The 13,378-nt window shown below is 53.4% G+C and carries 12 protein-coding genes and 1 pseudogene; 3 read left to right on the top strand and 10 right to left on the bottom strand.

Going from position 1 to position 13,378, the window contains the following annotated elements; all coding sequences use genetic code 11:
* Positions 1-41: 41 nt before the first annotated feature.
* Both RAL91_RS22425 and RAL91_RS22430 read right to left on the bottom strand, forming a co-directional pair.
* Positions 42-887: a tripartite tricarboxylate transporter substrate binding protein gene (locus tag RAL91_RS22425; RefSeq protein ID WP_306263075.1), complete on the bottom strand. Its 846-nt coding sequence runs from the start codon at positions 885-887 to the stop codon at positions 42-44.
* Positions 866-1,027, bottom strand: a complete 162-nt coding sequence (locus RAL91_RS22430) for a hypothetical protein (RefSeq protein WP_306258456.1) — start codon at positions 1,025-1,027, stop codon at positions 866-868. Before RAL91_RS22430 ends, RAL91_RS22425 begins: the two co-directional genes overlap by 22 nt.
* Before the next feature lie 96 nt (positions 1,028-1,123).
* On the opposite strand from RAL91_RS22430, the gene RAL91_RS22435 reads away from it, so the two are divergent.
* Positions 1,124-2,047, top strand: a complete 924-nt coding sequence (locus tag RAL91_RS22435; RefSeq protein ID WP_306258457.1) for a LysR family transcriptional regulator — start codon at positions 1,124-1,126, stop codon at positions 2,045-2,047.
* A gap of 2 nt (positions 2,048-2,049) precedes the next feature.
* Here the strand turns inward: RAL91_RS22435 and RAL91_RS22440 are convergent, their stop codons facing one another.
* Together RAL91_RS22440 and RAL91_RS22445 are read right to left on the bottom strand one after the other, a co-directional pair.
* Positions 2,050-2,790 (bottom strand): dienelactone hydrolase family protein, encoded by a 741-nt coding sequence (locus RAL91_RS22440; RefSeq protein WP_306258458.1) that lies wholly within the window; start codon positions 2,788-2,790, stop codon positions 2,050-2,052.
* Entirely contained in the window at positions 2,787-4,283 is a 1,497-nt protein-coding gene (locus RAL91_RS22445; RefSeq protein ID WP_306258459.1) for a sulfatase-like hydrolase/transferase, read from the bottom strand. The genes RAL91_RS22440 and RAL91_RS22445 overlap by 4 nt, the downstream gene beginning before the upstream one ends.
* Before the next feature lie 72 nt (positions 4,284-4,355).
* Between RAL91_RS22445 and RAL91_RS22450 the strand changes: the two are divergent.
* Both RAL91_RS22450 and RAL91_RS22455 read left to right on the top strand, forming a co-directional pair.
* Positions 4,356-4,599: pseudogene (locus tag RAL91_RS22450) on the top strand (transposase); the annotation flags it as partial.
* 302 nt (positions 4,600-4,901) lie between these two features.
* The gene (locus RAL91_RS22455; RefSeq protein ID WP_306258460.1) at positions 4,902-5,162 is read left to right on the top strand and encodes a hypothetical protein; all 261 of its coding nucleotides are present in this window, start codon (positions 4,902-4,904) and stop codon (positions 5,160-5,162) included.
* 172 nt (positions 5,163-5,334) lie between these two features.
* On the opposite strand, the gene lpdA is transcribed toward RAL91_RS22455, so the two are convergent.
* From lpdA to RAL91_RS22485, 6 genes are read right to left on the bottom strand one after another with little or no spacing between them, the layout of a single operon-like run.
* On the bottom strand, positions 5,335-6,777 hold the full coding sequence (lpdA, locus tag RAL91_RS22460; protein ID WP_306258461.1) for a dihydrolipoyl dehydrogenase: 1,443 nt from the start codon (positions 6,775-6,777) through the stop codon (positions 5,335-5,337).
* 13 nt (positions 6,778-6,790) lie between these two features.
* The gene (gene tkt, locus RAL91_RS22465) at positions 6,791-8,782 is read right to left on the bottom strand and encodes a transketolase (protein ID WP_306258462.1); all 1,992 of its coding nucleotides are present in this window, start codon (positions 8,780-8,782) and stop codon (positions 6,791-6,793) included.
* A 29-nt stretch (positions 8,783-8,811) separates the two neighbouring features.
* Positions 8,812-10,035 (bottom strand): dihydrolipoamide acetyltransferase family protein, encoded by a 1,224-nt coding sequence (locus tag RAL91_RS22470; RefSeq protein ID WP_306258463.1) that lies wholly within the window; start codon positions 10,033-10,035, stop codon positions 8,812-8,814.
* Between the two features lie 13 nt (positions 10,036-10,048).
* Positions 10,049-11,269, bottom strand: a complete 1,221-nt coding sequence (locus tag RAL91_RS22475) for a transaldolase family protein (protein ID WP_306258464.1) — start codon at positions 11,267-11,269, stop codon at positions 10,049-10,051.
* Between the two features lie 14 nt (positions 11,270-11,283).
* Positions 11,284-12,276 (bottom strand): alpha-ketoacid dehydrogenase subunit beta, encoded by a 993-nt coding sequence (locus RAL91_RS22480; protein WP_306258465.1) that lies wholly within the window; start codon positions 12,274-12,276, stop codon positions 11,284-11,286.
* Positions 12,277-12,321: 45 nt separating this feature from the next.
* The gene (locus RAL91_RS22485) at positions 12,322-13,305 is read right to left on the bottom strand and encodes a thiamine pyrophosphate-dependent dehydrogenase E1 component subunit alpha (protein ID WP_306258466.1); all 984 of its coding nucleotides are present in this window, start codon (positions 13,303-13,305) and stop codon (positions 12,322-12,324) included.
* Between the last annotated feature and the right edge of the window lie 73 nt (positions 13,306-13,378).

A 13,378-nucleotide genomic window follows, 5' to 3' on the forward strand; every position in this document is an offset into this window, starting at 1 on the left:
GCCGGCTCAGCCTTGAGACGAAATTGACCACGGTCCAGCGCCTACTCGTTTGTATCGGTGGCAAGACCAAACTTCTCGACCACGGCGACAGTGTTAGCATATTGCGAATCCACCTCGGCCTGTAACTCAATGCCTCGCGCAAAGCGCAGGTCAATGATACGCTGACCCAGTTCGGCTTGAAGCTCGGGATCAGCCATCACTTGCTCGATCTTGTCGGCCCAATATGTGCGGATTTCCTCCGGCACTTCGCGGTGTGCCCAAAAATAGTTGGTCACGCTGCCAACATCGGAAATTTGGGGAACCCCAGCTTCAGCGGCGGTGGGCAGGTCTTCAAGCCCGGGTACGTCAACCGAGCGGAAGACAAACAAGGGTTTGATATCGCCGCTTTCAAGGTACTTCTGGGCGTCCGAGACCGTGGTAATACCAATGTCGATCTGATGCCCCACCAGCGCGGCGCGGATCGGGCCACCACCGCCAGGAATGTTGATCATATTCAACTTGACCCCAAGAGCGTCCATCACTTTGAGCGCAACCATATGGCTGTGCGCCCGTAGGAATACGCCAACGCGAACCGCATCGGGATTGGCCTTAGCATAGTCGATTAGCTCGGGCAGATTGTTGAAGGGTGCCTCTTTGGCGGCGGCATACATAATGTCGATTGACCCGGCGCGAGCTACAGGTGTCATATCAGCGAATTTGCGGCCTAGTATGCCTTGGGCGGCGGTGCCCATAAATGCCTGATGGAAAAACAGCAGCGTATAACCATCCTTGGGTGCGTCATAGGCGACCCGTGTGCCGGTAGCGGTAGCTCCGCCTTTGATGTTTTTGACTACAAGTCGGGCTGGAACGATTTTCTCCAGATGTTTCAGGATGATGCGGAGATTGATGTCAGCAGCCCCCCCGCGCCATTCGGCAGCACAAAAGTTACAGGCTTTTCCGGGTACTCAGCTTTGGCGGCGGTCCCGGTAAATGCCAGAGTTGCGATTGCAACCGTGGCCAGTGCTTTGCGAACGATACTAAATTTCATTCTTCTTCTCCCTAATCGAAGTTGATGCGGCCAATGTAGACACGGAAACATGCGATAGCTACTATGTGTTCATCTTAATCTATTCCTGAGGGGAATATGGAACTTCGAGCCTTAAAACTCTTCTTGACGGTCTATGAATGCCGCAACATCTCGGCCGCGGCAGATCGGTTAGGGATGAACCAGCCTGCTGTGTCCAAAGCGGTGCAGCGGATCGAGGTCGAGTTGGGTGTTTCGTTGTTCGAGCGTGAGCCGCGTGGCGTCGCTCCAACTCTGTTTGCCAATATGCTGTTTGATGCCGCGCGCGAAGTTGATAGCAACTTGAACGCGGTTATCCGCAGGATATCCGCGATGCGAGATGGCTCTGTGGGCGAGGTTGTCGTTGGGGCCGGCGGCACTTGGCAAGAGGTCTTGTTACCCAAGGCTGTCGCACGTCTGACCCAGCGCAGTCCCCGGGCGCGCATCCGCATTGTCCCGGCGTCAGTTGAAGAACTGGTAGCGGGGTTGATTCGTGGTGAAATTGATCTGGCGTTGGCTCCAATTGACATTCCCGGTGCGATGACCAGCAAAGTCTGCGCCGAACCGCTTCTGGTCAGCGAATTGGCCGTGATCGCACGGGGTGATCATCCACTCAGGACCGACGAACCACTGACTCTGGCCAAATTGGCCTGCCAGCGCTGGATTTTACCGCCAGGACCATTGATCCGAGACCGGTTCGAACGCGGCTTTCGGATTCAGAATATTGAGCCACCACTGCCGGTGATTGAGTGTTTCGACAGCAGTTGCCTGCTTCAAATTGTCGAAAGCACTGACTTACTGACCTATCTGGCGGATTTGCGACTTAGGCCTCGATTGCACATGAACCTTGCGCGTTTGCCTGCCAACCCGTTGAATATCCATCGGAACACTGGCCTAATCTTGCGCCGATCTAGCTATGTGCCTCCGCTGGCCAAGGAATTGATTGCGGAAGTCCGCGCGGTCTGCGCTGAGGCAGGTTTCAGCCCTGACCTCAAAGGCGCTTGACGTCAATCAGCGGCTTTGATCATCGCGACGGCCATGTCATGTACGGCCTTTGCCGCAGCCCAGTCATAAGACCAGCGGCACGGAAAACTCCATCCATGATGCGCTGTGTGAAGCGTAAATGTCACTGGTGCGGAACTATCGCCGGCCGAGTCTTTCAGAGTGGCGCAATGGGCGTCGGGGCAAGTCGGATCGTCGGCGGCGAATGCAAAGTGAAATGGCACTTTGATACGCGGCACTAAGAGGTGCGGCGACTGGGTGTCCGGAGTGACAAGGCGTCCGCCATGCGCCGAGATGCCTCCGATGAACTCATCTGGAAACGCTTCGCATGCGGCTAAGGCATGGCGCCCGCCCATGCAATAGCCCAACGCAAAGAACCGAGGCGGGATACTAAATCCATGGCTCATCCCCAGCGTTGTGGTTAGCGCTTTGGTATAGGCAACCGTCATCTCCAATTCGGTGGACATGTTGGCCTCTTTGGCTTCAACTGCAAGCGGCCCGCCTTCGTCATTTACCGGCGTGAACCGACTGACAGGCAGGCGATGAAATAAGTCGGGCACTACAGCAGTAATGCCCCTGCGCGCATATTCGCGCGCCAACTCGAAAAGCTCTTCGCGCAAACCAAACACGTCCATATAGAGAATAGCACAAGTGGGGGAAGGACCTCTCGGGCGTGCAATGAAAGTTTGCATCGTCCCATGGTGCGTAGGAATATCGATGAATTCTTCGATTGGGGTCCCAGTCATTCTGTTCTCAACGCCTCTTGCTTTGTGCCGGGTGGTGGAGACGCCCCCATCGAACCCTTGGTCAGTATCCTTTCACGGCCGCCATGTCTGTTGACGAGCTCAAGCTGGCGAGCCTTGATGTCCGCGTCAACCGCAACCGGGTCGAGCCGTGCTAGCAGCATCTTTCGAAAACCTTCGATTCGCCCGGCCTGCGCGGAGGCAGTGGCAAGGTTGTGCATCTCTTCTTGGTCGTCGTCCAAATTGAACAACTGTTCAGGCATGTTGGCGAAGTGCACGTATTTCCAAGGTCCTTGCCGCAGCATGAATACACCATTCACGGCCCCTGCGCCGTGGTACTCGCCAAACACGACGCGCGTGTCATCGTCGGGAGCGTCGGCTAATCGGAACAAACTTTCGGCGTCCTCGTTCACCGGAGATGTGCCATCGCCCAGTCCGACTGAATCAAGCACGGTTGGATAAATGTCGACCAGCGACACCGGTGTATTCCGAGTCTCACCCGCGGCCACATCCGGCCCGGTCAAAATCATCGGCACATGCGCAGATTCTTGATAGAAATTGCTTTTCTGCCAAAGCCCACGCACCCCTAAATTGTCGCCGTGATCGGAAGTGTAGAGCAGGTTAGTATTGTTTCCGAAACTGCTCTGCCCCACCGCTTCCACGACCTGACCAATTAGCGAATCCACAAAGGAGCACAAACCAAAATAGGCTGCAGTCGCCTCACGCCGCAAGTCGTCATCAAAGAACGTGTCGGTAATGTAAGAGGCACGGAATGCCTCGAACCAAGGGTGGTCTGGCCAATCCTCGGGGCGGCAGGCTTTGGGCAGCGGGATCATCTCTTTGTCGTACATGTCGTAGAATTGGTCTGGCGCGATCAGTGGGAAGTGTGGACAAACAAAGCTGACAAACAAAACCCAGGGCTCAGAAAGGGCGGGGGCTGTGTTGGTCAGCCAGTCCAACGTTTCCGACAGGATTGTGCGATCATATGTGGTGTAAGTCGATTCGCCCCGCCCGACTTGTTCCGCGACCAGCCGCACACCGTGGCGAACGGGCAATGGCTGGGTTTGGCGTAGCGCACCAAACAAATCTCCGGTCGCGTTGACCGCGTGCATGGGAACGATCGATTCCGAGAACCCAGAGGACACACCGGCGTCGCGGTAGTGCAGTTTGCCGATCGAGGTAACGGGAATACCAGCGTTTGTCAGGTGATGCGGCCAGCCTAGAACTGTGCCGTCGTAAGGCGTGGCGTTGCAGACATAGCCTGTGTCATGGGGGTAGCGCCCAGTGGCAAATGCGGCGCGCGACGGCATACATATCGGGCTGTTGCAATAAGCGTTTTTGAACACTGTGCCAGAGGCTGCCAGCCGATCAAGGTTAGGCGTCTTGACGATGGGGTGGCCTGCAAACCCGGTGTATTTCCCAGCGTGTTCGTCAGCCATGAGAATGACGAGGTTTCTAGGTCTCATTTGATGCTCCTTGCAAATTTTGACCACCATAATGCCGCCGATTTAGCATTGATGGGAGGCAGGTAGCTGTCTTCTTATATTCCCGGAGGGAATAGTATTGCCGCCAGAGCTGCTTATATCGAACCAACCAGCGCTTGGAAGAATGGCTACATTGAAAGCTTCAACGTTCGCTTTGGGGATGAGCTTCTCAACGGAGAGATCTTCTATTCATTGAAAGAGGCTGAAATTGTCATCGACAAGCTGGCGCCGCTACTACAATACCAAACCACCCCACAGTGCTTTAGGCTACCGTCCACCGGCTCCAGAAACCATCGTGTCGATGGCATCCAACCCAATCATGCACTAACATTCACACTGGACCACTCAGGTGGGGCTGATCAGGCATTGCCCAGAGCCAGTATTACAGCTGATTAAAGGAATTCATGATGAGTTTGGACGTTAAATCGCTGATACAAATTAATAAGGTTATAACAAGGTGGAGAGGGTAATTGAGAGTAATCAGAAGGAAAGCAAGGTGAATGCGCCTCTGAATTGCAGCGCTTGTGAAGGAAATCCGTGTTCATCTTCGCAATTTCTGAAACCTGGTTCACTTGGAAATACGAATAGCAACGGCGTCATGCGTCTTGACCAGCCGAGACCGCGACCAAAATGCATGACGTGATTATAAACGCGACGCCTGTCGGGATGAAGTGGGACGTGCGGCTTCCTATCAATCTTGAAGCATTCAATTTCTCGACGCTGGTAGCTTATATCGCTGTCCTCGACCTGCAGACCGAATTGCTGAAAGCGGCTCAAGCCAAAGTGTGCATGACCACTGCCGGAAACGACATGTTGCGCGCCCGGATTAAATTGATCACGGGATTTGCAACAGGTGCGCCAGTTGGAACCGAAATTTCCGGATGCCAATAGGAGCTTAACACCATACCGATGTTGCAGACCGCACAATGAAAGACAGTCGCGCGGGTCTCCTAAAATCGTTTTCTCAAATCAGTCGTAAGCCGCTATTTCACAATGTAAATTGCACTAATTCAGCAAAAATCATCGAATTTCAATACCCATAGCATCGGGCAAATTGACGTGACTATTTGTGAATTGCGATATCGAAGGCATCAAGCACACTTTCATGCATGGCTTCGGAAAGCGTGGGGTGTGGATAGACAATTTTCATGAGATGCTCTTCGGTGGTTTCATGCCCGATGGCTGTGACGAAGCCTTGAATAAGTTCGGTAACCTCCGGCCCAACCAGGTGCGCGCCCAGCAATTCTCCGGATTGTTTGTCGAATATTGTCTTGACCAATCCGACGGTTTCACCGACCGCCAGTGCTTTCCCATTTGCAGCAAAAGGAAAGCGACCAACGCGCAACGTGTAGCCTGCCTGTTTTGCAGCCTCTTCAGTCAGCCCAACTGACGCAACCTGAGGCTGGCAATAGGTACACCCTGGAATGCGCAATGGATCAAGTGAATGCGCATGACCATTGACGATAGCTTCAACACAGTTGACGGCTTCATGCTCGGCTTTATGGGCCAGCATTGGGGCACCCGTTACATCGCCAATCGCATAGACCCCGGAAACAGAGGTTGCACTGGCGCTATTGGTGGAGATCCCTTGCGGTCCAATGTCAATTCCAAGGCGCTCAAGACCCAAATCTTCGACATTTGGCACAACGCCGATTGCCGAAATAACTTTTTCGAACTTTTCGACGCTTTGCTTTCCGTCTTTGTCGCTCAAAGTTACGTGAGCTATGCCGTTCTTTCGTTCCAGCTTGTCAGCGCGGGTCTTTGTCAGGATGCGTATGCCGCGTTTTTCGAATTCCTTCCTGACTACTTTTGAAATTTCCTCATCTTCCTGGGGCAAAACTTCGGGCAAAAGCTCCACGATTGTAATCTTGGTTCCAAGAGCATGATAAAATGAAGCAAACTCCATACCGATTGCGCCGGAGCCCATAACCAGCAGTGATTTTGGGGCCTCTTTTGGTTTCATCGCTTCGAAATACGTCAGAACAATTTCGCCGTCAGCTTCGAACCCCTTCAAGACACGGGGGCGCGCACCTGTTGCGACAATAATATGCTTGGCATGATAGGTTCCCACGCCCTTGGTGGCTCGCGGCACTGGATGCGCGGGCTCAACTGCAGGCTTTTTGGAAACGGAAACGTCGACCTTGCCGCCCCCGGTGAGTTTGGCTTCACCCCAAATCACATCCACTTTGTTCTTCTGCAGAAGATGTGCCACACCGCCATTCAATTTCGCGGATATTTCGCGAGAGCGCGCAACCATCGCCGGAACATTGGCCACTGCTGGTTCAGCATCAATTCCGAATTTCTTTGCGTCTGAAAACTGATCCAGTATTTCGGCTGACCGCAGCAGAGCCTTTGTTGGAATGCAGCCCCAGTTCAAACAGATGCCGCCGAGATGTTCACGCTCGACAATTGCGGTTTTCTGGCCAAGCTGTGCCGCGCGAATTGCAGCGACATATCCACCCGGGCCTGCGCCAACAACGATTACATCATAAGCGTCCTGTGCCATGATCTTTAGCCCCTTACGTGTTTTTGATCTGAGCCCTGGCGGCTGTTACGACAGCCTGCGCCGTGATCCCAAAATGAGTGTATAATTCCGGAGCAGGGCCAGATGCGCCAAAGCCGGTCATCCCGATAAAGCCGCCATCGCTGCCGATGTATTTGTGCCAACCCAACTCACCGGCCGCTTCAATTGCAATGCGCGGCGCTGTACCCAGAACCTCAGCCCTGTATGCAGCATCCTGTCGTTCAAACGCTTCCCAACAAGGAAGAGAGACAATTGCCGCGCTGATTCCGTCTGCGGCCAGAAGCGCTTGTGCCTCGACAGCCAGCGACACCTCAGAGCCAGTTGCGATCAATGTCACGTCACGAGCGGTCCCGTCAGCTTCGCTTAATACGTCCCTTCCCCGGTCTCCCCGGCCATCAAGCGAACCGTCAGTTCGTAGCGCGGGCAAACCCTGGCGCGAAAGAACGATCGCAGTCGGGCCGTCAACACGTTTCAGGGCATGTGCCCAGCTTTCTGCGACCTCGACAGCGTCAGCCGGGCGAATGACATCCAGGTTTGGTGTTGCACGTAACATCGCCAGCGTTTCAACCGGTTGGTGGGTTGGTCCGTCTTCACCAAGACCAATGGAATCATGCGTCAGCACATAAATAACCTGCAGTCCCATCAGTGCAGACAGACGTATGGAAGCGTGCATGTAGTTGGCAAAGACCAGAAACGTCCCTGAATAGGGGATGGTCCCGCCATGCAAAGCCATCCCATTCATGATGGCTCCCATGGCATGTTCTCGCACGCCATAATGGACATAGCGGTTTTGCATGGCGGATGCGGTCATCAGCAAGGTAACAGGTGTCTTCGTATTCACCGATCCGGTTAAGTCCGCAGATCCGCCCACCAAATTCGGGATTAACGGGGTCAGAACATCCAACGCCTTACCTGATGATTGCCGAGTTGCCATTTTCGGGGCTTCATCGGCCATCTTCTGTGCATGTTGTGCCAGCGCTTGCTCCCACTCTTTGGGCAAGTCGCCCGAGATATGGGCTTTGAATGCCTCTGCGGTTTTAGGTTCAGCTGAAGCCACGCGCTCTTGCCATTGGACGTTTTGCTGAGCGCCCTTCAGACCGATTTCCTGCCAGGCTGCTGCAATATGTTCCGGAATATCAAATGGCGCATGCGGCCAGTTCAAACTGGCGCGAGCGGCGGCAATTTCTTCAGCGCCAAGAGGCGAGCCGTGGGCCGCGGAAGTCCCTGATTTTTTATCGGCTCCGAACCCGATCACCGTCTTGCAGGCAATCATTGAGGGTAGAGAGCTTTCCTTGGCCTTTTGAATGGCCTCAGCAATCTCATCAACATCATGACCATCGATCTTTTGGCAATGCCATCCGCACGCCTCAAATCTCTTGACCTGATCGTCACTACAAGTCAGCCCGACCTGACCGTCAATGGAGATTTCATTGTCGTCAAAAAGAACGACGAGCTTTGAAAGTTTCAAATGTCCCGCAAAAGAAATTGCTTCATGGGAGATGCCTTCCATCAGGCAACCATCGCCGGCAATCACATAGGTGTGGTGGTCGACCAGATCATCGCCAAATTGTGCGTTGTCTCGCGCTTCACCGACAGCAAGCCCGACAGCTGTTGCCAGCCCCTGCCCCAATGGGCCTGTCGTGGTCTCAATGCCGGATCCATGGCCATATTCAGGATGCCCCGCCGCATTTGAACCAAGCTGACGGAATTTTTTGAGCGTGTTGATGTCCCAGTCAGCATAGCCAGACAGGTGCAACAGGCTGTAGAGCAGCATGGAGCCATGGCCGGCTGATAGGACAAACCGATCCCGGTCCACCCAATAAGGCGCAGAACTGTCAAATTTCAGAAACTGGTCAAACAGCACAGTGGCCACATCCGCCATGCCCATTGGCATTCCAGGATGGCCGGATTTTGCCGCTTCAACGGCATCCATGGAAAGCGCCCTGACAGCATTAGCCAGTTCGAACTGGCGTGAAGGTTGGTTCATGGCGCTTCACTCATGTCTATTGAAATGGTTTATGAAAACTCGTTGTAGGTTTCGATTGTCTTGCACAATGACTGCAGAAAACGTGCGCCGTAAGCGCCATCAACAGCCCTGTGATCGACCGCCAGAGAAAACGACATGATGTCACGTCCCTGAATACCACCACGATGCTCTCGCACCTTGCGTTTGATAGGACCTACCCCAAGAATTCCAGCTTCTGGCGGATTGATAATCGGCAGGACCTCAACGTCGTACATTCCAAGGTTGGATATGGAAAATGTACTTTTCGCCTGAGATTTGTTGATCCCCCTGCGCGCAGCAGCGGCATATTCGCGGATCAACTCAGATATCTCGGAAATGTTTTTATGAGGCGCGTTTGCAATCGCCGGGACCATAAGTCCATCGTCAACCGAAACGGCCACTCCGATATTGATCTCGGCCTTTTTCAAAACGCCATTGCTGGACACAAAGGCATTGAGTTCAGAGAACTCCAGCAATGTTAATGCGGTGGCATGCACAATCACATCGTTAAGCGATAGTTTCTCGCCAGTGATGTCAAAATGCGCCTTGCGACGTATCTGCAGATCTGACACATCCGCCTCGGCCATCAGATAGAAATGCGGAATAGTCCTTTTGGACAGTGCCAGTCGTTCAGCAATAACCTGACGCATCCGGTTAAACGGCAGTTCAACGTCATCTTCGCTGCTTGGCAATGGCAGCGTTGTCGGAGCCGGCTCGGCTGCGGCAACGGTCGATTGTGAAGTTGCAGCAGGCGCTGTTGCTGACACTTGCGCTGCGGCCTCAATATCCCGCTTCACGACAGAACCCTTTGGCCCTGACCCCTCAATCTTCGAGATATCCAAACCTTTTTGGGCGGCAAGTCTTCTGGCAAGCGGAGAGGAAGAGTTGGCCTTTTGGCCAACTGGAGCTGAAGTTTTGGCAGAAATGGTTTCTGATTTTGCGGGCGGGGCGTCAGCGACAGAGCCAGGCGTTTTGGCCTTTTTATCCAAAGTCTCTCCCGGTTCCGACAGCGTCAGCAACGGTGCCAGAACAGTGGCGGACCCACCAGCTTCACAGAAAAGCTCCAAGACGGTGCCTTCTTCATAAGCCTCGACTTCAAAGCTGGCCTTTTCAGACTCAACCAGAGCAACAACGTCACCCTTTTTGACCTCGTCGCCTACTTTTACGAACCATTCAATGAGCGTTCCCTCGGTTAGGTCCTGCCCAACTTGCGGCATCACAATCGGCTTTGCCATCTGTCTTATCCCCTCAGGCTGCTTGTTGTTTGGCGTCAGCGTAAATGCGCGCGACGAAATCAATGGTTTTTCTGGTGGCGATCGCAAATTCAGACGCTGTTGTTATGAACGCGCCAAACTGGCTGAACTCTTCATGAGTCATCCCATCAAAATTGTAGGCCTGACGATAATATGGAAGCTTGAGCAGCTTGCTCAGAGTCTCTTCCGAGATGTCCTCATTCACTGCGTGCTTATCAAAGTCGCCGAGACGAGCCTCTTGCTGCATCAGTTCAGCGATGTAGCCGGGTGGGCAGGTATAAACGAAGTCTCCCCCCGCCAATTTCTGGATATGCCAGCTAGAGGCCTCATCCGTTGCGTCATCATGTTTGACGCGCATTGAACACATCAGCATTTTGGAGGGATGGTTCTTCTCCTGAAGCAGCCGATACGCCCGTTTGATGACGGCCAATTCACCAAGCAGGATTTCTTCAGGTGTAATCTCAATTCCGCGCTCTTCAGCTTGCCAGGCCAGGTCGCCAACATTGCCCAAACGGGCAGACATATGGGTGATGACCGAGCGCCATTTTGACAAATCAACGCCATTGGCTTTTGCAGTTTCAAGGCCAGACGATACGGCGTCCATGCAGGCTACGTACTGTGGGACCGTAAACGACGCGGTATTGTTGGTAGACACGCCTTGCGCGGTCAACTCTTCAATGAGTTGATACCCTTCCCTGGTGCCGGGCACCTTGACCATGACATTAGGTGCGACAGCCATCAGATCGGCCGCGTTATCCCGCATCCTGCCCAGGTCAGACACAAACCGTGGATCGACCTGACCGGAAAGCCAGCCGTATTTGCCCCCGCTTTTTTCAAACAACGGGCGCATCATCTCGGCACCGCGCCGGACAGTTTCAAGGTAGGCTTTCCAATAGATCTGCTCAGCGTTGTCCATTGGGTTTTCTGCAATGATCCGCCTGATCACGCCCGTCCAGTATTCCGGGTCAGACAAGATGGCCTGAAGGCTGAGCGACGGGTTTGTGGTTACCCCCCTGAAGCCCATTGTGGCTTTCGTCCCTACATTTGCGGGATCATACAAACGTTTCAGTTGCTCGGCCCAGATGTCCTTCTTGTCCTTCGGGGCTTCGGAAATGGTCTTCAGTGCCCACTGTTGGTAGACAATTGGAGAGCTATCCCACCATATTTCGCAATCTGGATTTGTTTGCGCAAGCTTCTCAAGCACATGCAAATTCATCTCAATACTCCCTCTTAGAAGGTGTCGACGTGCAAAACGCTCTGAACCGCTGCTATGACATCATCCTTTTGCGGAACAGACGCCTGCTCCAACACCAGATTGAACGGAATAGGCGTGTTTAATCCGGCAACGATTTTTACAGGTGCATCAAGATCGTAAAACGCTTCTTCCTGGATGATGGAAGAGATGTCCGAAGCAACTCCACCGCGCCGCACAGCTTCCTGTACGATTACGCAACGGTTTGTTTTTGCAACAGATTTAAGGATTGCTTCCCGATCAAGCGGAACGAGTGTTCGCGGATCAAGGACTTCGGCTGAGATACCCATTTTTGCAAGCTCTTCAGCGGCTTCAAGCGTACGTGGAACCATGTTGGACCATGCGATCAAAGTTACATCTGTTCCCTCACGTTTGATGTCTGCCTGACCAAACTCAATGATCAACTCACCTTCAGGAACGTGCCCCTTGTTCATATAAAGATGCTTGTGCTCGATGAACATCACCGGATCATCCTGACGCAGGGCATATTTAAGCAACCCTTTGGCATCTGCCGGCGTGGACGGCATGACCACGCGCAAGCCGGGAATGTGATAGAACAGCGCCTCCAGGCTTTGTGAGTGCTGGGCAGCGACCCCGCCGCCTGTACCGCCTTGGGTACGCAGTATGAATGGAACGCGCCCCTTCCCTCCGGTCATCAACCGGAACTTGGCCGCCTGGTTCACAATCATGTCCATGCCAAGCATGGCAAAATCAACATACAGGATTTCGACAATCGGACGACTGCCTGCAATCGCAGCACCAACACCAACGCCAATCATGCCGGCCTCGGATATTGGGGTGTCGCGAACACGCCCAGCCCCAAATCTATCCAGCAGGCCTTCCGTTACCTTGTAGGATCCACCGCGCTCGGCAATCCCCTCGCCAATGATGAAAACCTCGTCATTCAGTTCCATCTCTTCAAACAAGGCTTCGCGCAAAGCTTCCCTGTACATCAGTTCACGATCTGACATCGTGTTTCTCCCTTATGCGGATCTCTTCAACACGCTCTGTGGCGATTAATAGTCGGCAACGAACTCTCGGAATTCCTCGACAGTCACTTCGCCTGCGGCCTTGGCTGCATCAACGGCGGCCTCGAACTCGGCTTTGATATCAGCCTCAATTGCCTCCACCTCCGCAGCGTCGGCTTTACCCATACTGATAAAATTGTCGCGGGCGCGATCGACGGGATCTCGCTCTTTGTAGTAGGCGAGTTTCTCTTCCGGCATATACTTGCCAGGATCATTCACGTGGTGACCGCTGTGGCGGAACGTGACCGCCTCAATCAGAATTGGACCAAGCCCGGCCCGGCATTTTTTGACTGCATCCGCAACGGTTTCATAAACCAACAACGGGTCATTTCCATCAATACGGTGGCTTTCAACACCAATCGCTTCACCGCGCTTATAAAGCTCAGTTTCTCGTGTCGCTTCTTCCAGCTTCGTGGACACCGCATATTGGTTATTTTCTACGATCAGTATGAAATTCAAGTTCCATATCGCCGCAAGATTAAGGGATTCAAGGAAAGTACCGTTGTTTGACGCCCCATCTGTGGAAAAGGCCACCGTCACAGCATCAGAACCACGGACCTGGCTTGCCATGGCCGCGCCAACACCCAGCGGCGTACTTGCGCCAACAATCCCGTTTGCACCCAGATTGTTCCGGCTGATGTCAGCAATGTGCATAGAGCCACCATAGCCTTTGCAATAGCCTGTCTCTTTCTGCAAAAGCTCGGCAACCATACCGCCAACCTCCGCGCCTTGAGCAATGCAATGACCATGTCCACGGTGGGTGGATGCGATGTAGTCACGATCCTCTAAAGCCGCACAAGCGCCAGTGGCGATTCCTTCCTGCCCGAGATAGGGGTGGAAATAGCCACGCACCAATCCCTGTCGGTACAGCTTGATCCCCTCAGACTCGAAGTTTCTAATTCGAAAGGCTGTGGTGAAAAGTTTCTCCAAAAGCTCTTTTGATGGCGTGTTAGGCCTTGCTGTCTTCGCCATATCAACGGTTTCCTCCCCGGTCTGGCAACAATTTCACGGCTATTAAGCCGAAATTAGCACGCCAAAAAGAGAT

The sequence above is a fragment of the Pararhizobium sp. IMCC21322 genome (assembly GCF_030758295.1).
In the GTDB taxonomy this organism is placed as follows: Bacteria; Pseudomonadota; Alphaproteobacteria; order Rhizobiales.

Coding starts and splice junctions, on each gene's coding strand:
- RAL91_RS22445 (WP_306258459.1), bottom strand. CDS start 4,283: ATGGTGGTCAAAATTTGCAAGGAGCATCAAATGAGACCTAGAAACCTC.
- lpdA (WP_306258461.1), bottom strand. CDS start 6,777: ATGGCACAGGACGCTTATGATGTAATCGTTGTTGGCGCAGGCCCGGGT.
- RAL91_RS22470 (WP_306258463.1), bottom strand. CDS start 10,035: ATGGCAAAGCCGATTGTGATGCCGCAAGTTGGGCAGGACCTAACCGAG.
- tkt (WP_306258462.1), bottom strand. CDS start 8,782: ATGAACCAACCTTCACGCCAGTTCGAACTGGCTAATGCTGTCAGGGCG.
- RAL91_RS22455 (WP_306258460.1), top strand. CDS start 4,902: ATGCATGACGTGATTATAAACGCGACGCCTGTCGGGATGAAGTGGGAC.
- RAL91_RS22435 (WP_306258457.1), top strand. CDS start 1,124: ATGGAACTTCGAGCCTTAAAACTCTTCTTGACGGTCTATGAATGCCGC.
- RAL91_RS22475 (WP_306258464.1), bottom strand. CDS start 11,269: ATGAATTTGCATGTGCTTGAGAAGCTTGCGCAAACAAATCCAGATTGC.
- RAL91_RS22485 (WP_306258466.1), bottom strand. CDS start 13,305: ATGGCGAAGACAGCAAGGCCTAACACGCCATCAAAAGAGCTTTTGGAG.
- RAL91_RS22440 (WP_306258458.1), bottom strand. CDS start 2,790: ATGACTGGGACCCCAATCGAAGAATTCATCGATATTCCTACGCACCAT.
- RAL91_RS22430 (WP_306258456.1), bottom strand. CDS start 1,027: ATGAAATTTAGTATCGTTCGCAAAGCACTGGCCACGGTTGCAATCGCA.
- RAL91_RS22480 (WP_306258465.1), bottom strand. CDS start 12,276: ATGTCAGATCGTGAACTGATGTACAGGGAAGCTTTGCGCGAAGCCTTG.